Source organism: Nocardia glycosmidis (assembly GCF_052545115.1).
Map to the genome: position 1 here is coordinate 92,084 of NZ_JBQWRH010000020.1, position 26,208 is coordinate 118,291.

Consider the following 26,208-nt stretch of genomic DNA (forward strand, 5'->3'; position numbering starts at 1 on the left):
AGGCCTAGAAGAGGTAGCCGGGGTTGTATTTTGGCTAGGTTTAAAATTGGGATAGAGCGACGAAATACTTTTGTTGCCAGTTTATTGCCGTAAAGGTTGCGATATGCGAATTTTCGTGGCGACGTTGTGTCCGAGCGTGGTGCGGTGGCACGCGAACCGACCAGTATCAATCGCCCGAGGCCGAGGTCGCCCATCCACGGTGGGGTTCGATCCGAACGTAGGATGTACCATCCTCGATCGGATCGTTTAACCACGTGGATCGGGTTGTATCACAGACGATGCTGCGGACGATAGGGGTGCGGAGTGGTCGTGTCGAGCGCGTCCATCGCGGAAACCGCGCTCGAATAGAGATCGAAACACCCGGCTCGCAAGCGGAGTCGGGTGATCGAGATGACTACACTGAGTCGGACTGCTGTCAGATTGCTTGTACCACCTGATCGTTACTGTGCCATCGCAAGTTCAAAGGTCTTGTTTTCAGATTTCGAGACGTCGAAAAAATGCGACAAACGGGAGGTGAGGGAGCCGCGGTAGAAGTCTTCACGGAGCCGGGTCGAGATTCCGGGCCCGGATGGATCGAGCTGTACGCGGTACCCGAGCGGTGCGTCGAAGAGCAGGGGTAGCACCGTTCAGAAGCAGACAAAGTGCATATCAAAGGCAGATTTCGGATGCGGTGAGCCGGTGTGCTTCCGCCGTGCTTTCGCGCGTCCGGGTATGAAGGGGTCATGCGATGAATCTGAAGTCAGACGCAACCGCCGACGGCGATCTGGGGCTGATTCCACTCTCGAGGGCGCAGTACGGCATGTGGCTCGCCGACCACATGCCCGGCGGACCGGCTGTCAACATCGCACAGTATGTCGAGATCGAGGGTCCGGTGGACATCGACGCGTTCGCGCGGGCGGTGTACGACGCCGGGCACGAAACCGAGTCCCTCGTCGTACGGGTGGTCGAATCCGATGGCCGCCCATACCAATTCGTCGACCGCAGCATCGGCTACGACGATCCGGTGCTGGACGTCAGCGACGCCGACGATCCGGTCGCGACGGCGATGGAATGGATGCGGCGCGACTACAACACCAAGGCGGTCGACCTGAGCCGAGACCGGCTCACCGAGACGCGGCTGATCAAAGTCGGTGAAGACCACTATTTCTGGTACGGACGCGCCCACCATCTCGTCATCGACGGCTACGGCGCCTTCAACGTCATCACCCGGATCGCCGAGCATTACAACGCCTTGGTCGAGGGAAGGCCGCCGACGCGCTTGGTCGCGGCGAGCTTGCGGGACATCGTCGAGGCCGAGCGCACCTACCGCGCCAGCACCCGATTCGAATCCGACAAAGCGTACTGGCTCGACAAGGTCGCGGACATCCCACCGCCGGTGAGCCTGTCCGGCCGCACCGCGCGGTCCGGCAAAGTCGACCGCGTGGCCGGCCTGGAGCTGCCGTCGCAGTTGTCCGACCGGCTCGATCGCTTCGCCGACGAGACGGAAGCCTCGGTCGCCCAGGTGGTGATCGCCGCGTTCGCCGCGTTCCTCTCCCGGATGACCGGCACCGATGAGGTGGTGCTCTCCATGCCGGTGAGCGCGCGCGTGACGAAGCGCCTGCGCAATGCCGCCGCGATGCTGGCGAACATGGTGCCGATTCGGTTGGCCGTCGATGCGACGACCACCATCGACGAGGTGGTCCGCGCGTCGGTGTCCGAGCTGGTGTCGGCGATGCGGCACCAGCTGTACCGATTCGAAGACTTGCGGCGCGACTCGGACGCACTGGACGCGTCCGCGAATTCGTTCGGTCCGATCGTCAACATCCTGTTCTTCGACTCCGAGATTCGCCTCGGGTCGGCCGCGGGCCGATACCGTGCGCTGACCTCCGGTGCGCTCGATGACCTGCAGCTGAACCTGTACCGCTCCGGCGCCGCCGCGCCGCTGCTCATCGAGTTGCACGGCAACGCGAACCTGTACGGACAGGACGAACTCGAATCGCACGCGCGCCGGTTCATCGACTTCCTGTCCCGGCTGATGCAGTCGCCGCTGGACACGCGGATCGCCGACATCCAGCTCGTCACCCCCGCCGAGGAACAGCGGATCATCCAGGAACTCGCGGGCCGCGACGGTGCACACCCTGCTGCGACATTGGTGGATCTGCTCACGCGACAGGCTGCCGCCACGCCGTCCGCGGTGGCCGTCACGTCCGGCGCGACCGCCCTCACCTATCGGGAGCTGGACGAGCGGTCCAGCCGGTTCGCCCGCAGGCTCATCGCGCTCGGCGCGGGACCGGAATCGCTGGTGGCCATCGCCATGCCACGCGACGCCGATCTGATCGTCGCGGTGCTGGGTGTGCTGAAATCGGGTGCGGGGTATCTGCCGTTGGATGTGGCCCACCCGGCCGACCGGATCGAATACGTGCTGAACGACGCCGGTCCGATCGCCGTGGTCACGACCGGCAGCATGCGCGAGCAGGTCCCGGGCGATCCCGGCCGCCTGGTGCTGTTCGATGATATGCCCGCCACCGGCGACGACGACGCGGAGCCGATCACCGACGCGGATCGCCGGACCCCGCTGCGGCCCGGCCACCTCGCGTATGTGATCTACACCTCCGGATCGACCGGTCGGCCGAAGGGCGTGTCGATCAGCCATCGCGCCGCCGCGACCTACTTGGTGAACTCGTGTGCCGAGATCGGAATCCGGTCCGAGGACGTATGGACGTTGTTCCACTCGTTCGCCTTCGACTACTCGGTCTGGGAGATCTTCGGCGCGTTGGTCACCGGCGGCCGCGTCGTCGTGATGGACAGCCTCACCACCCGTTCGCCCGATGACGTCGTGCGCCTCGCGGCACGCGAGAAGGTGACCGTCTTCAGTCAGACGCCGTCGGCGTTCTACCAATTCGCCGCCGCCCACCAGCGGTACACGCATGCCGGTGCGCCCGAGGGGGAGCTCGCTCTCCGATTGGTGATCCTGTCCGGCGAAGCGCTGAACCCGGCCGGGTTGGCCGACTGGTACGAACACAACCCGAATCTGCCCGTGCTAGCGAACAGCTACGGCATCACCGAAACAACTGTGTTCGTCACCTACACCGATCTGACCCCGGACATCGCGGTGCCGGGCGCGCCGAGCACGGTCGGCCCGGCGCTGCCGGGCTTGCGGACATATGTCCTCGACAATCGGCTCCGCCCTTGCCCGCTGGGCGCGTGGGGTGAGATCTACGTTGCCGGAGAGCAACTCGCTCGCGGCTACCTCAACCGTCCCGCGCTGACCGCGGGCCGCTTCGTCGCCGATCCGTTCGGCGCCTCGGGTGAGCGGCTCTACCGCAGCGGCGACGTCGCACGCTGGAATCACCAGGGCGAGTTGGAATATCGCGGCCGGGCCGACCAACAGGTGCAGTTGCGCGGGTTCCGGATCGAGCTGGACGAAATTCGCAATGCGCTGCTGACCCATAGCAGTGTGTCGGCCGCGGTCGTCGTTGTCCATCTCCCCGGCACCGAGGCGGCGCGCCTCGTCGGATACGTCGTGCCCGCCGGCGACGCCGAGTGCGCGGCCGACATCCTCCGCGCGCACGTCGGTACCCTGGTGCCGGAGTACATGGTGCCGTCGAGCATCGTCGTGATCGACGCGCTGCCGCTGACGGTCAACGGCAAAATGGACTACCGGGCGCTGCCCGAGCCGGTATTCGATTCCGCTGCCGCATATGTCGCACCGCGTACCGTGGTCGAGGAATCGATCGCCGACGTGTTCGCCGAAGTACTCGGCACCGAGCGGGTCGGGGTATTGGACAGCTTCTTCGAACTCGGCGGCAATTCGATCACCGCGACCAGCGCCGCCGTGCGGATCGCGGAGGTCACCCGGTGCGACGTGTCGGTGCGCGACCTGTTCATCAAGCAGACCGTCGCCGAACTCGCCGCGCACCTCGAAGACGGGCATCATTCCGACCGGCCCGTCCTGAAAGCGGCGCCGAGACCCGAACCCATCCCGTTGGCCCCGGCGCAGAACCGGATGTGGCTGGTCAATCAGGCCGACCCGGAGTCGGCGGCGTACAACATCCCCCTTGTCGTGCAGCTGTCCGGACGGCTCAACGCCGAGGCGCTGCGGGACGCGCTGCGGGATGTGCTCGATCGGCACGAGTCGCTGCGCACCTGCTATCCCGCGGTGGATGGCGTGGGGACGCAGGTCATCATGTCCGCCGAGCAGGTCGTCGCCGATCTCGATCTGACCCCGCAGCCGACCGAACCCGACGATATCGCCCCCCGGATTCGCGAGCTGGCCTCGGTCGGGACCGACCTGCGCGAAGGCCCGCCGATCCGGGTTGCGCTGCTGGCGACAGCCGACCGGCGGCGGCATGTGCTGGTCGTGGTGCTGCACCATATCTGCTGCGACGGGTCGTCGCTGCGGCCGCTGGCCGCCGACGTCGCGACCGCCTACGAGGCGAGGGCGGAAGGCAAGACGCCGGACTGGCAGCCCTTGACCGTGCAGTACGCCGACTACAGCCTCTGGCACAGCCGTCTGCTCGGCGTCCCGGGCGATGCGGACTCGCTGGCATCGCGCCAGATGCGGTACTGGGCGCAGCAACTGGCCGGCATACCGCCGGTGCTCGAGCTTCCGGCCGATCGTCCGCGTCCACCCCGCCAATCCATGCTCGGCGACATCGCGGACACCGTGATCCCCGCCGAGACCTTCGCCGGAATCGAGCGTTTGGCCCGGGCGGCCAACGTCACCACCTTCATGGTGGTCCATGCCGCACTAGCGGTGCTGTTGGCCCGGCTGGCGGGTTCGGCGGACATCACCATCGGAACCCCGGTCGCGGGTCGCGGCGAGCGGGCGCTCGAGCCGCTGGTCGGCATGTTCGTCAATACCGTGCCGCTGCGCACCGACATACGTTCCGACGAACAGTTCATCGCGTTCTTGGCGCGGGTCAAGGACATCGACGTCGACGCTTTCGCCAATAGTGATCTGCCGTACGAGCGCGTCGTGGAGGAACTGCATCCGAAGCGATCGCCGGCCTACGCACCGTTGTGCCAGGTGTACCTCGCCTTCGAGAACATGGACCGCGCGAGCTTGGAATTGTCCGAACTCACGGTCGAACTCCTCGATCCGGGCGCCGAACCGGCGAAGGTGGACATCATTGTCACCGTTGCCGAGAACACCGCCGGCGGCGGCGATGTCGCACTGCGGATCAACTACGCTACCGACCTTTTCGATCGGGAGACGATCGAGGAACTGGCGGCGCGACTGAATCGAGTCCTCGATACGTTCGTGTCCAATCCGCGGGCGCGGGTGGGTGATGTGGACCTTTTGTCGGGGATCGAGCGGTTGGGATTGGTCCCGGCGTCGGGTGGGCATGCGGAGGCTCCGCAGGTGTTGGCGGACCTGTTCTCGGTGGCGGATCGCAATGCGCCCGCAGTGGTGTCGGCGGAGCGGGTGGTGTCGTACGGAGAGCTGGATGAATGGTCGAATCGTGTCGCGCGGGTATTGATCGACTGGGGAGTGGGTCCCAGCGATCGGATCGCACTGGCGATGGGGCGGTCGGTGGAGTTCGTGGTCGGGGTGTGGTCGGTGGCCAAAGCCGGCGCCGCGTTCGTGCCGGTCGACCCGCGGTACCCGAGCGAGCGGGTGGCGCATATGGTCGCCGACGCCGAGGTGGAGGTCGCGATCACGGTCGACGTTTCGCGCTCCCTGCTTCCCGGACAGGTGCGGCAATTGGTCCTCGATGACCCGGGTACGGCGGCGTTCGTCGCGGCGCAGTCGGCGGCCGCGGTGACCGACGCGGACCGTTTGCGGCCCTGCCGCATTCTCGATACGGCGTACGTGCTGTACACGTCGGGATCGACGGGCACGCCCAAGGGTGTCGCGGTCACACACGAGGGCCTGGCGAATTTCGCGATCGAGCAGCGGGAACGGTATCGGGTCGAGCCGCGGTCGCGGGTGTTGCAGGTGGCGGCCCCCGGGTTCGACGCCGTGATGCTCGAGTTGCTGATGGCCCACGCGAACGGCGCGGCGTTGGTGGTGTCGCCGCCGGAGGTGTTCGCGGGGATCGAGTTGGCGGAGTTGATTCGCGCGCAGGAAGTGTCGCACGCGTTCGTGACACCGAGTGTGCTGGCGACGATGTCGCCTGCCGGGCTGGATTCGCTGCAGGTTCTGGTCGCGGGCGGAGAGGCGGTGTCGGCCGAGACGGTGTCGGTGTGGGCGCCGGGACGGCGGCTGTACAACGGGTACGGGCCGACCGAAACCACGATCATGGTCGCGATCAGTGATCCACTGTGTGTCGGTGACCCGGTCACGATCGGCAGCCCGATCCGCGGCGTCGACGCGGTGGTGCTGGATGGCCGGCTGCGACCTGTCCCGGTCGGCGTGACCGGGCAGTTGTACGTCTCCGGCGTACAGCTGTCCCGGGGCTACCAGAACCGTCCCGCCGCCACGTCGGTCACGTTCGTCGCCAATCCCTACGGTCCGGCCGGGACCCGCATGTACGGCACCGGTGACTTGGCGCGCTGGACCGCCGAGCACACCCTGGAGTACCTCGGGCGCACCGACTTCCAGGTGAAGATCCGCGGGCAACGGATCGAACTCGGCGAAATCGAAGCCGTGCTCGCCGGACATGCCACGGTGGCGACGGCGGTCGCGGTGGGCGTCACTACGGACGGCGGTTCGCGACTGGCCGCCTACGTGGTGCCCGCCGACGGCGCCCTCGACCCGGCGGAGCTGCTGAGATACGCCGCGCAACGATTACCGTCGCATATGGTCCCGGACACAGTGATGGTCCTCGACACGCTCCCGCTGTCGTCGGTGGGCAAAGTCGACCGCCGGGCGTTGCCGGAACCGGAATTCACCTCGACCACCGAATTCGTCGCGCCGCGTAACACGACCGAGCGGATCGTCGCCGATATCTGTGCGGAAGTCCTCGGCGTCGAACGCGTCGGCATCCTGGACAGTTTCTTCGATCTCGGCGGCAACTCGCTGTCGGCGACCCGGGCAGCGGCGCGACTGAGCGGCGCGTTCGGTGTCGATGTGCCGCTGCGCACGATTTTCGAGACGCCGACCATGGGGGCCTTGGCGCAGCACCTGCGCACCGCCGAGGCGGCCGGACGGGAACCGCTGGTGCCGCAGGAGCGCCCGGACCGGATTCCGCTCTCACCGGCCCAGGCTCGGATGTGGTTTCTCAACCAGTTCGACACGAGCTCGCCGCTGTACAACATTCCGCTGGTCGTTCGGATGTCGGGCGAACTCGACGTGGCCGCCATGCGCACCACGATCGCGGATGTGCTGGAACGCCACGAGTCCCTCCGGACCGTCTACCCGGACAGCGACAGCGGGCCGCACCAGGTGATCGTCTCGCTGGAGACGGCGCTGCCCCAGCTGACGCCGGTGCCGGTCGCTCCCGATGACGTCGAGGCGCGTATCGCCGCCGAAGTGACCGTCGGGTTCGACGTCACGTCGGAGGTGCCGCTGCGAATCGCGTTGCTGCGCAGCGCACCCGACGACCACACGCTGGTACTCGTCGTCCATCACATCAGCTTCGACGGGTCGTCGCTCGCGCCGTTGGCCGCGGACCTGATGACCGCCTACAAAGCCCGCGTCCGGCGACAGGCGCCGCAATGGGCGCCGCTGCCCGTACAGTACGCGGACTACGCTCTGTGGCAACGGAAGTCGCTCGGCAACGAGGACGACCCGCACAGTCCGACCGTCGCTCAGACCGAGTATTGGCTCGGCGCGCTCGCTGCTCTGCCCGAGGTACTCGACCTGCCCACCGACCGTCCGCGGCCGGCGAAGCAGTCGTTCCGTGGTGCGGCGGTGTCGACGACGCTGCCCGCCGAGCTGCATCGTGCGGTCGTCGCGTTGGCCCGCCGCCAGGACGCCACCGTCTTCATGGTGATGCACGCGGCGTACGCCGCGTTGCTGGCGCGGCTTTCCGGGACCGGCGATATCGCGGTCGGCACGCCGATCGCCGGCCGGGGCGAGCCCGGACTCGACGGCCTGGTCGGCATGTTCGTCAACACGCTGGTGTTGCGGACCCAGATCGAGCCCGGCGCTTCCTTCATCCAGATCCTGGACCAGGTCCGGGCCACCGACCTGGCCGCGTTCGAAAACGCCGACATCCCGTTCGAGCGCCTGGTCGAGGTGCTGAATCCGCCCCGAACGACGGCACACGCGCCGTTGACGCAGGTGGGATTCTCGTTCCAGAACATCGAGATTCCCACCGTGGAGTTCGATGGCCTGACGGTGTCGACCCGGATGGCCGATCCGAGCGTGGCCAAATACGACCTGCATCTCAATCTCGTCGACGCTCTGGAGCCGGATGGCGAACCGGGCGATATGACGGTCGAATTCGGTTACGCGACAGACTTGTTCGATGAAGCGACGGTCACGTCGATGTTCGACCGTTACCTGCTGCTGTTGCGTGCGGTCGTCGAGGATCCGGCCCGCGTGGTCGGTGACATCGGTGTGCTGACCGCGGCCGAAGTCCGCGAGCTGGCCGCGCGATCGGCCGGAGCGAAGACGCGAACGCCGTCGACGACCATCGCGGACTTGTTCGCCGCGCAGGTCGCGGCTACGCCCGACAGTCTGGCGGTGCTCGACGACGAAGGTGGTGCTCGGCTCACCTATCACGCGTTCGCGGCACGGGTGAACTCGCTGGCCCGAGCACTGATCGGACGCGGTGTCGGTCCCGGCACCGTCGTGGCGGTCGCGATGCGGCGCTCGGTCGATCTGCTGACCACGCTCTATGCGATCCATGCGGCGGGCGCGGCATACTTGCCGATCGATCCGGACCATCCGGTCGAGCGCGTGCGTGCGGTCCTCACCGCCGCGCGGCCGAGGGCAGTCCTCACCCGTCCGGTGGACGCCGCGAGTCTGCCCGACGATATGCGGGTGTGGGCGCTCGGGGGACTCGAGGCCGAGGTCACGGATTCGTCGCCGGTGACCGATGCCGATCGGACCCGGTCGCTGCATCCGGGCGATCTGGCGTACGTCATCTACACCTCCGGCTCGACGGGCGTGCCGAAGGGTGTGGCGGTACCGCATGCCGCGGTGGTGAATCAGCTCCGGTGGATGCGCGAGTACTACGGGCTCGGCGGCGACGACGTCATGCTGCTGCGGACACCGGTCACGTTCGACCTGTCGGTTTGGGAGCTGTTCTCGGCGCTGACCTGTGGCGCGGCATTGGTGGTCGCGGGTGCCGACGCGCAGCGCGACCCCCGCGCCGTGGCCCGGGTGATAGCCGAATATGGCGTGACGACAGTCGATTTCGTGCCGTCTTTGCTCTCGGCATTTCTCGAGGTGGCTGCGCCGCACGAGTTCCCGGCGTTGCGGCGAGTGCTGTGCATCGGCGAGGCGCTTCCGGTCGAGACCGTTCGACGCTTCCGGGATCTCAGTGACGCGCGGATCGACAACTTGTACGGACCGACCGAGGCCGCGGTGAGCGTCACCGTCCACCACATCGACGCCGTCGACGGCGTCGCAGTACCCATCGGTGTCCCCGAGGCGAACGTCGTCGTCCATGTGCTGGATTCGCGGCTGCATCCGGTTCCGGTCGGGGTGACCGGTGAGTTGTATCTGGGCGGTATTCAGTTGGCCCGCGGGTACCACCGGCGTCCCGGTCCGACGGCGGGGACGTTCGTCGCGGACCCCTTCGGCGCCACGCCCGGTTCCCGGCTGTACCGCACCGGTGACCTGGTTCGCTGGGACGAGGCCGGCAGTTTGCGTTACGTCGGCCGCGCGGACACCCAGGTGAAGGTTCGCGGCCTGCGCATCGAACTCGGTGATATCGAGGCGGCGCTGGTCGCGCACGAGCAGGTGAGCGCGGCCGTCGTGCAGGTTCGCACCGACGGCGCCGATCAGCGTCTAGTCGCCTACCTGGTTGCCGGAGAGGCGGTGGACGCCAAGCAGGTTCGGGGCTTCCTGCTGGAGCGGCTGCCGGCCTACATGGTGCCGTCGTCGCTGGTGCGCATCGACGCGATCCCGCTCACGGCCAACGGCAAGGTCGACTACCGGGCGCTGCCGGCACCGGACCCCAGCGATGACCAGACGGAGTACCGGGCGCCGCGCGGGCTCGTCGAACAGACCATCGCCGCGGTTTTCGGCGAGCTGTTCGACCGGCGGCAGATCGGCGCCGACGACAATTTCTTCGACCTGGGCGGCAATTCGCTCATCGCGACGCGCGCGCTGAGCCGCATCGGCGACGTCGTCGACGTATCCATCCCGGTCCGGGTGATCTTCGAAGCGCCAACCGTCGCAGACCTGGCCGAGCGCGTCGCGCAGTTGCGTGCCGTGCCGAGCCTTCCGGCGCCGGTGCGCAAACCGCGGCCGGATCGTATTCCGCTGTCGCACGCGCAAACACGGATGTGGTTCCTCAACCAGTTCGACCCCGATGCGCCGGGATACATTGTGCCGCTGGCGATTCGTCTCGAAGGAGTGCTCGACCTCGCGGCGCTGACCGCGGCCGTCGGTGATGTCATCGAGCGGCACGAGAGCCTGCGGACGATGTATCCGGCCGTCGATGGCACGCCGAACCAGGTCGTGCTGGATGCGGCCGATGTCCTCGCCACATTCGATCTCACGCCGCAGCCGGTCGGCGAGCGCGAGCTGTCCCGTCTGCTGACGGAGTTCTCCGGCGGCGGATTCGACGTGGCGAAGGCCGTGCCGGTGCGCATAGCGCTGTACCAGTTGTCGGATGAGGCATGGACGGTCGCGTTTGCCGCCCATCACATCAGCTGCGACGGCTTCTCGGTGGCGCCGCTGGCCACGGACCTGGTGACGGCCTATCAGGCGCGTTCGGGCGGGAATGCGCCGGACTGGGCACCGCTGACGGTGCAATTCGCCGATTACGCCCTGTGGCAGCGTGAGGTACTCGGGTCCGCGGACGACCCGGATTCCTACGTGGCTCGCGACATCGCCTATTGGCGAACCCAACTCGCGGGAATCCCGGACTTGATCGAGTTGCCGACCGATCGGCCACGGCCGGTCGAGCAGACCCAGCGGGGCGCGGTGATCCATGTCGCGATCCCCGGTGAGCTGCAGGGGAGGGTCGAGTCGCTGGCCCGCCGAGCGGGAGCCACGACGTTCATGGTGGTGCACACGGCATTGGCGGTGTTGCTGTCGCGCCTTTCCGGCAGCGATGACGTCACCATCGGTGTGCCGCACGCCGGACGTGGCGACCGGTCGCTGGACAACCTTGTCGGCATGTTCGTCAACACCTTGGTGATGCGCACCCGGATCACGCTCGACCAGACCTTCCTGAGTCTGCTGGATCAGGTGCGGCGCACGGACATCGAGGCCTTCGACCACGCAGGCGTCCCGTTCGAGCAGTTGGTGGACGCGCTGAACCCGGCGCGGTCGACCGCGCACACCCCGTTGTTCCAGGTGCTGCTGGCCTACCAGAACATGACGCTAGCGCGCGTCGAACTTCCGGAACTCACCGTCGAGAGCGTGGATCCCGGCGACCATGCCGCGATCTACGACCTGCTGCTCATGATGACCGAAGGACGCGGTTCGCATAACGAGCCGACCGGCATGACGCTGCGCCTGACCTACGCCACGGACCTTTTCGACGAGGACTCCGTCCGGCGCTTCGCCGAGCGATTCATCCGCGTTCTGAACGCCGCTGCGACCGACGCCGAGGCGACGATCGGAGCGTTGGATCTGCTCGGCGATGCCGAGCGCGACCAGGTGCTGGGGCAGTGGAATGACACCGGAGGCTCCGCCGCGCCGGGCCGGACACTCGTCGACGCGTTCGACGAACAGGTCGCGCGTACCCCGCACCGTCCCGCGCTCCGGCTTCCGGACACCGGCACGGTGTCCTACCGGGACTTCGACACTCGGGTCAATCGTCTGGCCCGGTGGCTCATCGAGCGGTGCGCCGGACCGGAAACGGTGGTGGCGGTGGCGATTCGCCGGTCGGCCGACCTCGTCACGGCGCTGTACGCGGTGGTGAAGGCGGGAGCCGCGTTCCTGCCCATCGACCCGGATCACCCGAGCACACGGATCGCCACCGTACTGAGCTCGGCGCAGCCGCTGATGGTGCTCACAACTTCCGGCGATGGCGGGGCTCTGCCCGAGACCTGCGAGTGCGTTCCGATTGATCGGCTGGACCTCGCCGCTCTGCGCAAGGGACCGATCACGGACGAGGAGCGGCGAGCGCCCCTGCGGCCGGACAACATCGCCTACATACTGTTCACCTCCGGCTCCACCGGTGTCCCGAAGGGTGTCGCGCTGACCCACGCCGCGACGATGAGCCAGCTGGCGTGGGCGCAGCGGGAGTGGCCGCACGATACGTCCGACGCGGTGCTGCACAAGACACCGATCACCTTCGACATCGCGGTGTGGGAGTTGTTCTGGCCGCTGCAGACCGGGGCGCAGATAGTCATCGCCGAACCCGGCGGGCACCGCGACCCGGGGTATCTGGCCGACATCATCGGCCGTCATCGGATCACCACAGTGCACTTCGTTCCGTCGATGCTCGACGTTCTCCTGGAGTCGACCGGTGCCCGGTTGCCGTCGATCCGGCGGGTGTTCGTCGCGGGCGAGGCGCTGGCGCAACGGACCGTCGAGGCCGCCGCGCGGGTGTTCGAGAACGCGGATCTGGTGAACTGGTACGGGCCGGCGGAGGCCGAGGTCGTCACGGCGCAGCGGTGCGTGCCCGAGGTGGTGGCCACGACGGTGCCGATCGGTGCACCGGCGTCCGGGATGAAGGTCTATGTCCTGGACCCGCGGCTGCGGCCGGTGCCGGTGGGTGTCGTTGGTGAACTGTATGTCTCGGGCGTTCAGTTGGCGCGCGGTTATCATGCGCGGGCCGAACTCACGTCCGGCGCCTTTGTCGCGCACCCGTTCGGCGCACCGGGGGAGCGGCTGTATCGCACCGGCGACCTGGTTCGGTGGCGTGCCGCCGGAGAGCTGGAATACTTGGGCCGCAGCGACTTCCAGGTGAAGGTGCGCGGCCAGCGGGTGGAGCCGGGTGACATCGAAGCCGCATTGCATGCGATTGCGCAGGTCACCCGGGCAGTGGCGATCGTGACGGCCGAACGGATCGTCGGCTATGTGACGTTGGCTCCAGGCGCGGTCATCGACGGCCGCGCCATCCGCGACCAACTCACTCGCACCCTGCCCGCCTACCTGGTTCCCGATGGCGTGCAGGTGCTCGATGCGATGCCGTTCACCGCGAACGGCAAGCTCGATCGCGCTGCGTTGCCACGACCGGTATTCGACAGCGGCGAGACCTTCGTCGCGCCGCGAACCGACCACGAAGCGGAGCTCGCGAATCTGGTCGCGACACTCACCGGCGCGGATCAGGTGAGTGTGCTGGCGAACGTCTTCGAAATCGGTGTCAACTCGCTGTCCGCGGCTCAGCTCGCGGCGCGAGCCCAGGCCGCCCTCGGCGTCGATGTCGGCATCCGGGACATCTTTGATGCGCCGACGATCGCCGCTTTGGCCGAACGCATCGCCACGCGAACCCGTTCCGTGGTCGTGCCGCTCACACCCCGGCCACGTCCCGCGGCCATCCCACTGGCGGCCGCGCAACGACGGATGTGGTTGCTCAACCAGTTCGACACCGCGTCGGCGGCGTACAACATCTGCTTCGCCGCCCGTTTGACCGGTGCGCTGGACATCGACGCGCTGCGCGCGGCGTTCCTCGATGTGGTGACCCGGCACGAGCCGTTGCGGACGGTGTATCCGGCTGTCGACGGTGAGCCGTGCCAGATCGTGCAGGAAGTCACGGCGATGGCCGCCGACGTGGTTTTCGACCCCGAGCCGGTGGGCGGGGAGACGGAACTCGCCGAACGCATCGGATCCGCTGTCGGGACAGGATTCGACATCGCCGAATCTGTGCCGGTGCGGGCGCGACTGTTCGAGACCGCGGCCGACGATCACGTGCTGGTGCTCGTGGTGCATCACATCGCCGCCGACGGCTCGTCGATGGCTCCGCTCGCCCGCGATGTGTTCGCCGCCTACCGGGCGCGGGTCAGTGGCGGGGCCCCGCACTGGGAACCGTTGCCGGTGCACTACGCCGACTATGCGATGTGGCAGCGGGAGATGCTGGGCTCCGAGGATGATCCGGGGTCGCTGATCGCGCGCCAGATCCAGTACTGGAGCGAGGCTCTCGGCGATGCGCCGGAACTGCTCGACTTGCCGACCGACCGGCCGCGGCCGGCGACGATATCGACGGCGGGCGGAAACATCCGCTTCGAACTGCCTGCCCGGCTGCACGATGACATCGTGCGGCTGGCGCACCGTGAGGGCGTCACGGTATTCGTCGTACTGCACGCGGCCTTGGCGATCCTCCTGGCACGCACCGCGCACAGCGACGACATCTCGGTGGGCACGCCCGTCGCCGGTCGCGGACGGCCGGAGCTGGACGACCTGGTCGGCATGTTCGTCAACACCGTGGTGTTGCGGACGCGGATCCAGCAGGACCGCTCGTTCCGGGAACTCTTGACCGAGGTACGCGACGTCGACCTGGCCGCACTGGCGCACGCGGACCTGCCCTACGAACGACTGGTCGACATCCTCGACCGTCCGCGTTCGACGGCGTATTCGCCGCTGTATCAGGTGATGTTCGGCTTGCAGAACACCCGCGCGGCCCGGTTCGAGCTGCCCGGCGTCGGAGTGGAACTTCTCGACCCCGGTATCGCACAGGCGAAAGCCGACCTCACGGTGTTGCTGACCGAGCGGCTCGACGGTCCGAGGGCCGCCGGTATCGAAGGCGAAATCATCTACGCCACGGATCTTTTCGTCGAAGACACCGCGATTTCGATGGCGGCGAGGTTCCTTCGTGTTCTCGAAGCGGTCACCTCCGATCCGGCCCGTTCGATCGGCGCGATCGGGCTGCTGAGCGCCGAGGAGACCGAAACGCTGGTGCCGGCGCAAGGCCCCGACGCCGCGCAGCCTTGCCTGCTGCCGGATCTGCTGAGGTCGGCGGTGGCAGCGGATGCGTCGGCGGTCGCCCTGATCGGCGACGGCGAGACACTCACCTACGAAGAGCTCGACCACCGGGCCAACCGGCTCGCCCATCACCTGCTCGATCAGGGTGCACGACCGGGGGTGTGCATCGCGTTGGCCGTGCCGCGGTCGGTCGATTACCACGTCGCGATGTGGGCGATAGCGAAGACCGGTGCGACGTTCGTTCCGGTGGATCTGCGGTATCCAGCCGAGCGAATCGCGCACATGGTGCACGATTCCGGCGTCGAGGCCGGGATCACCCTCGCGGGCGCACGCACGGCACTGCCGGACGGTGTCCGATGGCTCGTGCTCGATGATCCGCGTTCGGCCGCCGAGATCGCCGCGCGGTCCGAGCACGCGGTCACGGACGCGGATCGCGGTCGCGCGCTGCGGGTTCAGGATGCGGCATATGTGATCTATACGTCGGGATCGACCGGAACGCCGAAGGGCGTCGTGGTCACGCACGAGGGGCTGGCGAACTTCGCGGTCGAGCAGCGCGAGCGTTATCGCGTGGATGCCGCGTCGCGGGTACTTCAGGTGGCTTCGCCCGCCTTCGACGCGGTCCTGCTCGAAGCGTTGATGGCGCAGTACGCGGGCGCGGCGCTGGTCGTGTCGCCGCCGGAGGTGTTCGGTGGCCCGGATCTGGCCGAGTTGATCCGCACGCACCAGGTGTCGCACGCGTTCCTGACGCCGAGTGTGCTGGCGACGATGTCACCGACCGGTCTCGAGTCGGTGCGGATGCTGGCGGTCGGCGGGGAGAAGGTGCCCGCGGACCTGATCGCCGCATGGGCGCCGGGACGACAGTTGCACAACATCTACGGTCCGACCGAGGCCACGATCGTGATCACGATGAGTGACGCGGTGCGCCCCGCCGACCCGATCACCATCGGCGGCCCGATCCGGGGCGCGGAAGCCATGGTTCTGGACGCGCGGTTGCGTCCGGTACCGGTTGGGGTGGCGGGAGAGCTGTACGTGTCGGGTGTGCAACTGGCGCGCGGATACTTGAACCGGCATGGGGCGACGGCGGCCGCGTTCGTGGCGAATCCCTACGGTGGGCCCGGTTCCCGGATGTATCGCACCGGTGACATCGTTCGCTGGAACGCGCAGCGCGCATTGGAATACGTCGGCCGCAGCGACTTCCAGGTCAAGATTCGTGGCCAGCGCATCGAACTCGGCGAGATCGACGCCGCGCTGCTCACCCATCCGCGGGTGGCCGCCGCGGTGACCGTGAGCCGCCGCGGACCCGGAGGGCAGCCGCTGCTCGCCGCGTACCTCGTACCGGAACCGGGTACGGTCGTCGACGCGAGCGCCGCGCTCGATCATGTCGCCGCGGTATTGCCCGCGCACATGGTGCCGTCGACGGTCACCGTGCTCGACCGCATGCCGATCACCTCGACCGGCAAGGTGGACCGGAAAGCCCTGCCCGAACCGGTGTTCCAGCCCGCCGGAGACGACGCGGTCGCGGCGACGACCGACCTGGAGCGCGCCATCGCGGCTGCGTTCGCGGACGTGCTCGGTATAGCCTCGGTGGGGGCCACCACCTCGTTCTTCGCGCTCGGCGGTGATTCCATCCTGTCGATCCAGTTGGCGTCCCGGCTGAAGTCGGCCGGTGTCGTCGTCACGGCACGGGACATTTTCGAGCACAAGACCGTTCGCGCTTTGGCCGGTGTTGCCGACGCCGCGGAGCGAGTCGCGCTCGATGAACTTCCGGGGGGCGGCGTCGGCGAGATTCCACTCACGCCGGTCGTCTCCTGGTTCACCGAGCGGCTCGGGGCCGCACCGCGGTTCGCCCAATCGATGCTGGTCCGTCTGCCGGGTGACGCGCGCGTCGAGGAGGTGACCTCGACCGTGCAGGCAGTGCTCGACCGGCACGACATGCTGCGCTCGCGGCTGCGGTCACGCCGGTTCGAGGTTATGCCGGCGAGCACTGTCGATGCCGCGGATTCGGTCCGCAACCGCACCTTCACGGCGGACCAGACGCCCGGCAGCGCCGGGTTCACCGCTGTGCTCGACGCAGCACTTGCCGAGGCTTCCGACCGCCTCGACCCGGCGGAGGGCAGGATGCTGCAAGTTGTGTGTCTGCTTCCGGAATCGGGTGTGGACGCCGAGGCCCGCGCCCTCCTCGTGATCCATCACCTGGCCGTCGACGCGGTGTCGTGGCGGATCCTGATCCCCGACTTCGCGGCCGCCTGGCAGCAGGTGACCAGGGGACAAACAGTCGACTTGCCCGAACCGGGCACCTCGATGCGCCGCTGGGCGCACGCGTTGGCCGACGCCGCCGCCGACCGGGCCGATGAGGTCGAGCTGTGGCAGCGGATGGGTGCGGCGGCCGATCCGCTGCTCGGCCGCGCGGCGTTGGACCCCGCCGTCGACACCCAGTCGACCGTGCGCCATCTGGCGGTGTCGCTGCCGACCGAGGTGACCTCGGCGTTGCTGGACGCGGTGCCCTCCGCGGTCCGCGGCAGCGTCGATGACGCGCTGCTGGCCGGTCTGACCGCTGCGCTGACGCGCTGGCGCAGTCGGCGCGGCATCGCCCACGCGGGCATGAAGATTCTGTTGGAAGGACATGGGCGCGCGGAGCAGATCGCGCAGGGAGCAGATCTGTCGCGCACGGTAGGCTGGTTCACCAACACTTACCCGGTGGCGCTCGATCTGAGCGGCATCGAGGCGCAGGACCCGCGCGCGGCGGTGAAGTCCGTGAAAGACCAGTTGCGCGAGATCCCCGACAAGGGGATCGGCTACGGCCTGCTGCGTTACCTGGACACCGACACAGCCGAACGGCTGGCCGCATTGCCCGAGCCGCAGATCAGTTTCAACAATCTCGGCCGGGTCGGCGTCGATCTCGCGGCACTGCCGGACCTCGCGTGGATTCCGACCAGTGAGCAGTTCGACCAGCGAGCCGCGTTCGATCCGGACATGCCCGCCGTAGCGGCCATCACGTTCGACGTGAACATCGTCGACCACGCGGGCGGACCCCAACTGTCGGCGCACGTCGGATACGCCTCGCGGTTGCTCGATCACGACGAGGTAGCCGAACTCGTCGACGATTGGGTCGAGGCCGTCACCGCCATCGCTGCCGCGGCCGGGCCGGCCGACGACTGGGGATTCTCCCGGGCCGACGTTCCGCTCGTCGATGTCACACAGTCCGACCTGGACACCTTCGCCAGCCGCTACGGAAGCCTGTCCGACGTATGGTCACTGGCGCCGCTGCAGGCAGGACTGCTGTTCCATGCCGAACTCGCCGCGGGTGAACTCGATGTCTACACGGCGCAATCGGTACTCGGCCTGTCCGGCGTCGTCGATGAGGACCGGCTCGAACGATCGGCGGCCGCGCTGCTCGCGCGGCATCCCAACCTGCGCGCCGCCTTCGTCCGCACGGCGGACGGCGTCCCCGCACAGGTCGTTCCCGCCGCGACCGCGGTGCCCTGGCGAAGAATCGATCTGACCGGCGGCACCATGACACCGGATGAGCTGATCGCGGCGGAGCGGGCGGTCCCGTTCGATCCCGCCGATCCTCCGCTGCTGCGGTTTCTGTTCCTCGCGGTGACCCCGCACGAGTTCCGGCTCGTGCTGACCGCACACCACCTGCTGCTGGACGGCTGGTCGCTGCCGCTGCTGTGGCGTGAGCTGATCGGCTTGTACGCGGTGGGTGCCCGGGTGGACCTGTTGCCGGCCGTCGCGTCGTATCGCACCTACCTGGAATGGCTGGATCGCCGCGAGTTGTCCACCGGTGTCGAGGTGTGGCGAGATGTGCTGCGCGAGTTCACCGAACCGACGCTGGTCGCCGATGCATGGACCGATGCCACTGTCGACATCCCGATCGACCTCGAGGTCGTGCTCGGTCGCGCGGCCACCGCCGAGTTGGTGGAGTTCGCGCGATCACGGGCGGTCACGATGGCGACGATCGTGCAGTTCGCCTGGGCAATGGTGCTGGGGAACCTGCTCGGCTCCGAACGCGTGGTGTTCGGTAGCACGGTCTCCGGCCGTCCCGCCGAACTGCCCGGCGTGGAGTCGATGATCGGTCTGTTCATCAACACGATTCCGATCGCCGCGCACGTGCGCCGGGACTGGACCATCGAGGACGCACTGGGTCGGTTGCAGGCCGACAACACTCGCCTGCTCGACCATCACGACGTCGAGTTGTCGCGGATCCTGTCGGCCGCGGACACAGCCCAGCTGTTCGACACCCTCGTTGTCTTCGAGTCGTATCCGGTCGACAGCAGCGGACTGGGCGAGGCGGACATCGACGGTATGCGGGTGGTCTCGTCCGACGGCAGCGACGCCGCGCATTACCCGATCACCGTTCAGGCGCACCAGACCGACGAGCTGCACGTCAGGATCCGCTACCAGCGCAGCCGCATCGATGACCGGATGGCGTCCGGCCTCGCCGAGCGCCTGGAAACCGTGCTGCGCGTCATCACGATCGCCCCGCGGGTCCGGCTCGGTACGGTCGATCTGTTGTCCGTCGGCGAGTGGCGTGATCTGGTGCCCGCTTCGGGCGGCCGGGCCGAGTCACCGCGCGTGCTCGCGGAGTTGCTGTCGGCCGGCGTGGCGCTGAATCCCGATGCGGCGGCGTTGGTTTCGGGTGAACGCACGGTGTCCTACGGCGAGCTGGATGCCTGGTCGAACCGGGTCGCGCGGCAGCTGATCGACTGGGGTGTCGGCGCGGGCGACCAGGTCGCGTTGGCGATGGCCAGGTCGGTGGAATTCGTGGTCGGCATATGGGCGGTGGCCAAGGCCGGCGCCGCGTTCCTTCCGGTCGATCCGCGGAATCCGGCCGAACGAGTCCGGCACATGGTCGCTGACGCCGAGGTGCGGGTAGCGCTCACGGTCCAGGCGTACCGAGACCTGCTGCCGGACGTCGTCCGGCTGCTGGTTCTCGACGACCCGGACACCCAGCAGTCGGTCGCGGCGCAATCGTCGGCCGCGGTGACCGATACCGATCGCATGCGGACAGTGCACGTCAAGGAGACCGCTTACGTCCTCTACACCTCGGGGTCGACGGGGACGCCGAAGGGGGTCGCGGTAACCCATGAAGGGTTGGCGAATTTCTCCGCCGCCCAGCGGGACCGGTTCGGTGTGGACCGTGGCTCGCGCGTGTTGCAAGCGGCCGCTCCAGGGTTCGACGTAGCGGTACTCGAGGTGCTGCTGGCCCACGCGAATGGAGCTGTCCTGGTGTTGCCGCCGCCGGATGTGTTCGGTGGCCCCGAGCTCGCGGAATTGATTCGGGCGCAGCGGGTGTCGCACTCGTTCATTACACCGAGTGTGCTGGCGACGATGTCGCCCGAAGGGCTGGAATCGTTGCAGGTGCTGATGGCGGGCGGCGAGGCGGTGACGCCGGAAACGGTCGCGGTGTGGTCTTCGGATCGGCAATTGCTCAACGGTTACGGTCCGACCGAGACCACCATCCTGGCCGGGATCAGCGATCCGCTGCACCCCGGTGATCTGGTGACGATCGGTGGACCGATCCGTGGCGTCGAAGCCGTCGTACTGGATTCTTGGCTGCGGCCGGTGCCGGTCGGTGTGGCGGGGGAGCTGTATCTCGCGGGCGTGCAACTGGCCCGCGGGTATGTGAACCGGCCCGCGACAACGGCCGGTGCATTCGTGGCAAATCCGTTCGGTGCGGCGGGCTCGCGCATGTATCGCACCGGCGACCTGGCGCGCTGGACGCCCGAGCACACCGTGGAATACCTCGGCCGGGGCGATTTCCAAGTCAAGATCCGTGGTCAACGCATCGAACTGGGTGAAATCGAAGCCGTCCTCGCCGGACATCCCGGCGTGGAACACGCGGTCGTCGTGCTGCGCGCCGACCAGCGCGGCATCAACCGGCTCGTGGGCTACGTCGTCGGCGACGAGGCGGTGGATCCGACCGAGGTCAGAACTGCGGCACGGCTGCGGCTGCCTGCTCATATGGTGCCCGACGTCTGCGTGGTGCTGGACGAACTGCCGCTCACCAGGAACGGCAAGCTCGATCGGCTGGCACTGCCGGCACCGGAGTTCTCCGAGGACCGGGAGTGGGTCGCTCCGCGGACCGGCCCCGAGCGACGCGTGGCGGAAGTGTTCGCCCATGTTCTGGGCGTCGATCGGGTCGCAGCGACGGACAGCTTCTTCGACCTCGGCGGCAACTCGCTGTCGGCGACCCGGGTCACCGCCCAGTTGGGTTCGGCGCTCGGAGTGAGCGTCAGTGTCCGTGACCTCTTCGAAGCATCGACGGTCGCCGATCTCGCCGCACGGCTGGCGAGTTTCGAGCGGCGGGCGCGGGTGCCGCTGGTCGCGCGAACGCGGCCCGACCTGGTGCCCTTGTCGCTGGCGCAGCAGCGGATGTGGTTCCTCAATCAGCTCGACACGTCGATCGGCGCGTACAACATCCCGCTGGTGATCCGCCTGAAGGGTGAACTCGACATCGACGCGTTGCAGCGCGCGTGCGAACTGGTCGTCGACCGGCACGAGTCGCTGCGGACCAAGTTCCCGATCACCGACGGAACGCCGCATCAGGTCACGGTCGATGTCGACGAGACGGTAACCGCACTCTCGGCGGTCAGGATCGACGAAGAGCAGCTGATGCAGCGAGCGGTTGCCGCGGTTTCGGCGAGCTTCGACGTGACCCAGGCGCCCCCGCTGCGCATCGAGCTGTTCCAACTCGATGCCCGGGAACACGTTCTGGTGATCGCCGTGCATCACATCTGCGCCGACGGACAGTCCATGTTGCCGCTCGCGCGGGACGTGGCACTGGCTTACGAGGCGAGCAGGCAGGGGGCGCAGCCGAGCTGGCCGGCCCTTCCGGTCCAGTACGCCGACTACGCACTGTGGCAGCGTGAAGTACTCGGCGACGAGCACGATCCCAGCTCGGTCATGTCCCAGCAGTTGCACTTCTGGAACGACACGCTCGGCGGCATGCCCGAGCTGCTCGAGTTGCCGACGGATCGGCCGAGGCCGCCGGTGGCGTCCATGCGCGGCAGCACTCTGGATTTCGAGATTTCCGCCGCAGTGCAGGCGCGGATCAGCGCGATCGCACGCCAGTCGAACGCGACCGCCTTCATGGTCCTGCACGCCGCCCTGACCGTCTTGCTGTCCAGGCTGGCCGGCGTCGACGATGTCGCGGTGGGCACCCCGGTGGCCGGCCGTGGGGAACGCGAACTCGACGATCTGATCGGTATGTTCGTCAACACGCTCGTGTTGCGGTCGCGGGTGTCGTCACGGCAGTCGTTCGCCGAGTTGCTCGACGCCACGCGGGACACGGACCTGGCCGCGTTCGCGCACGCGGACGTGCCCTTCGAGCAGGTGGTGGAAGCGGTGAATCCGCCACGGTCCACGGCGCATCTGCCGCTGTATCAGGTGACCATCGACGTCCAGAACCTGAGCGAGGCCGCCTTGGAGCTGCCGGGGCTCACGATCGAGCCGGTGGAGAACGGGTTCGAACCGGCGCAGGCCGACCTGAACGTGAAACTGGTCGAACGGCTCGGTGACCAGGGGCATCCGGAAGGCATCATGGGCCGGTTGACCTATGCCACCGATCTTTTCGTCGAAGCGACGATGACTCGGTTCGCCCAGGCGTACGTGCGGATTCTGGAGGAGGTGACGGCGAACCCGCGTGTTGCCATCGGCGACATCGACCTCGTGGGTCCGGTGCAGCGACGCGAATTGCTCGGCGCGGCCGGCAACGATGGCGTCGCAGTCGCGGAGAGCACCCTCGCGGAGCTGTTCGCGGCCAGGGCGGCCGCGCAGCCGGATGCGGTCGCCGTGACCGATGGCCAGTCGCAGCTGACCTATGCGGAGCTGGATCGCCGCGCCGACGCGGTGGCCGCTCGGCTCACCGGATTCGGCGTGGGGCCGGAATCACTGGTGGCCGTGGCGTTGCCGCGCTCGATCGAGCTGATCGTGGGGTTGCTCGGCGTTGTCCGAGCCGGTGCGGGATATCTGCCGCTCGATGTGGCGTACCCGCCGCAGCGATTGCGGTTCGTGCTCGAGGACGCGGGCCCGGCGGCGATCCTGACGTCGGCTGAGATGGCCTCGGCGGTGCCGGAGTACGCGGCCCCGGTCGCGTTGATCGAGGAGTGCGTCGAGCCCGGCGGCGTTTCCACCGCGGTCGTGCGGCCGGACAACGTCGCGTACGTGATCTATACCTCGGGTTCGACCGGCCGCCCCAAGGGTGTGACGGTCAGCCACCGAGAAGCGGTCACGTTGTTCACGAACGCGGCCGAGCGGTTCGATATCGGTCCCGACGACGTGTGGACCATGTTCCATTCGTACGCTTTCGATTTCGCGGTATGGGAAATCTGGGGTGCGTTGCTCTCCGGCGGCAAGGTGGTCGTCGTCGACCACGAAACCTCCAGATCGCCAGAGGATTTCGTAAACCTTGTGGCGCGGGAGCGTGTGACGGTATTGAGCCAGACACCCTCGGCTTTCTACGGATTCGCCGATGCGGACCGGCGCTATCGCGAATCTGATTGCCCTGCTGGTGATCTCGCCCTTCGATACGTTGTCTTCGGTGGCGAAGCGCTGGACGTGTCCCGGTTGGGCGGCTGGTTCGCCGCGCACGCGCCGGGGTCGCCCCGTTTGGTGAACATGTACGGGATCACGGAAACGACCGTGCACGTGACGTTCTCGGAGATCACGCAGGCTGGGGCGGGCGCAATCGGGGCTCCTTTGCCGGGGTTGCGGGTGTACGTCCTCGATGACCGGCTGCGGCCGGTGCCGATCGGAACCGTCGGCGAGATTTATGTAGCCGGTGGGCAACTCGCACGTGGCTATCTCCGGGCTCCGGCGCTGACGGCCGGCCGTTTCGTGGCCAACCCGTTCGATCCGGAAGGCACCCGGCTGTATCGATCGGGAGATGTGGGCCGGTGGCGGAAGTCCGCGAGCGGACTGGAGTTGCTGTACGTCGGCCGGGCCGACGCGCAAGTACAGCTGCGCGGTTTCCGGGTCGAGCTGGGCGAGGTGGAGTCGGCGCTGCTGCGCCACCCCGGCGTCGCCCAGGCCGCAGCCGCGGTGCACCGCCACGACCGCGGCGTGGATCAGTTGATCGGATACGTCGTCGGCGCCGACGGACAGCAGATCGAGCCGGGCGAGGTCCGGGCGGCCGCTGCGCAAGTGCTGACGAGCTACATGGTGCCGTCGACGATCATGGTGTTGCCCGAGCTGCCGTTGACGGTCAACGGCAAGCTCGACCGGAAGGCACTGCCGGTTCCCGATTTCGACGAATCCGCCGCAGAGTTCACCGCGCCGCGCACCCACACCGAGAAGATGATCTGCGACGTCTACGGGCAGGTTCTGGGTGTCCAGCGCGTCGGCGTCTCGGACGGGTTCTTCGACCTGGGTGGCAATTCACTGCTGGCCACGATGGTGGTGACCGAGTTGCGGGCCCGTGGCGTGACGATCGCGCTGCCGTGGATGTTCGACGATGCGACGCCGATGGCGCTCGCGAGCCGGGCAGACGGCGCGGAGGGCGGATCCGGTCTGCAAGTGTTGCTTCCGCTGCGCGCCAATGGCCCGAGACCGGCAGTATTCGCCGTGCACCCGGCGGGCGGCTTGGCGTGGTTCTACGGCGGATTGGTCGAACATCTGCACAAGGATCGCCCGATCTACGGTCTGCAGGATCCCCATGTCGTGGCAGGCGAGCCACGTGCGGGATCAGTGGACGAATTGGCGCAACGCTATGTGGCGGAGATTCGCCGAGTACAGCCGACCGGGCCGTATCATCTGCTCGGCTGGTCCTTGGGCGGTGCGCTCGCACACGCCATCGCCGTGCGACTGCAGCGCGATGGCGAGCAGGTCGGCACGCTGGCCATGATGGACAGTGCCGTCGGTGCGCCGGAGGAGTTGTCCGCGGCGATGATCAGCACCGCGGGCGAGGCCGCGCCGGGAGAATTGATGGCCGACCTGCTCGGTGGGTGGCGTGAGCTGTTCGACCTCGGCACGGAGGTGCGCGCCGACACCCATGAGCAGGCGTGGGGCGTCATCCGTGACCAGGTGACCGCGACCGGGATGTTCAGCGCCGAGCAACTCGACCGGGTCATGGCGAGCTTCGAAACCGCGAGCGGCATCGCGCAGGAATACCGGCCGGACGTTTTCACGGGCGACCTGGTCTTCTTCACCGCAGGAAAAGACCGCGTCGACCACAGCGCCGTGGTGCGGACGTGGCGCCCCTTCATTACCGGCGACCTGCACAACACGGTCGTCGAAGCACGTCATCTCGAGTTGACCCACCCGTACGCATTGGCCGTCATCGGCCCGATCCTCGAAAGGTTCATGAACGAATGCTGACGACTCTCCAGCAATTCCCGCAACTCCGGCTCGACGACGGCAGGACGGTGGCCTGCACAAGTCCGGCTGAGGCGCGGATGCTGTGGGGCGAGATGTCGATCGACGGGTTCTATCGGCGTGCCGCGGCTCGGCTACGCCCCGGGGACGTCGCACTGGATATCGGCGCGAATATCGGACTCAGTGCGATGATGTTCGCCGATACCTGCCCCGGCGTTCGGGTGATCGCCGCCGAGCCGGCACCGCTGACTTTCGACTGTTTGGAACGCAATGTCGCCGCGCATGTTGCTGGTGGCGTACCTCTTCAAGTCGCTGTCGCAGCCACGCCCGGCGTGGCGCCGTTCACCTGGTACCCGCGGGCAACGGCGAATTCCGGGTTGTATGCGGACCGCGACGCCGACGACGAAGCCACCGCCATCTATCTGCGCAACAGCGGGCTGAACGACGAGGCGATCGCGCTCATCACTGCGGGCCTGCACGAGGGTGAACAAATGGATGTCGAGGTCACCACCATTTCCGCGATTTTGGCCGAGCACGATTCGGCCGCCGAGATCGGGTTGCTCAAGGTCGATGTCGAGCGGGCGGAATTGGACGTCCTGCGTGGTATCGCCGAAGCGGACTGGCCACGCATTCGCGCCGTCGTCGCCGAAGTCCATGACCGGGACAACGGTCTGGCACAGTTCTGCGAGCTGCTGCGCCGGCACGGACTGTCGGCGCAAACACGGCAGGACCCGAGTTTGGCCGGAACGGAGCTGCACGAGGTGTACGCCACCAGGCCGGGGGACATCTGACTGGTTGCGGACACTGTTGCGCGTAGAAATCAGGTGAGTGGTGTTGCACCCCAGCGCTGGTGGACACCACTCACCTGCCGCTTCGGCCCGCACTGCCGGGCCACCTGCATGCGCATTTCACGGATGATTTCGGTGATCAGTTCTCCGGAGAGATCGACTCGCGATAGGCGGCCCAGCCGTCGTCGAAGGTGCCCCGATAACGATCCGCTCACTTCTTCCGCACGTGGAGCGGTGCGTGGT

General features: G+C 67.6%; 2 protein-coding genes. Both read left to right on the forward strand.

Annotated features, from left to right (window positions below):
* Positions 1-727: 727 nt before the first annotated feature.
* The gene (locus tag ACT86A_RS23055; protein WP_445094280.1) at positions 728-25,180 is read left to right on the forward strand and encodes a non-ribosomal peptide synthetase; all 24,453 of its coding nucleotides are present in this window, start codon (positions 728-730) and stop codon (positions 25,178-25,180) included.
* Positions 25,174-25,968 carry an FkbM family methyltransferase gene (locus ACT86A_RS23060; protein WP_445094281.1) on the forward strand — a complete coding sequence of 265 codons (795 nt, stop codon included), beginning with the start codon at positions 25,174-25,176 and terminating at the stop codon, positions 25,966-25,968. Before ACT86A_RS23055 ends, ACT86A_RS23060 begins: the two co-directional genes overlap by 7 nt.
* Positions 25,969-26,208 lie beyond the last annotated feature (240 nt).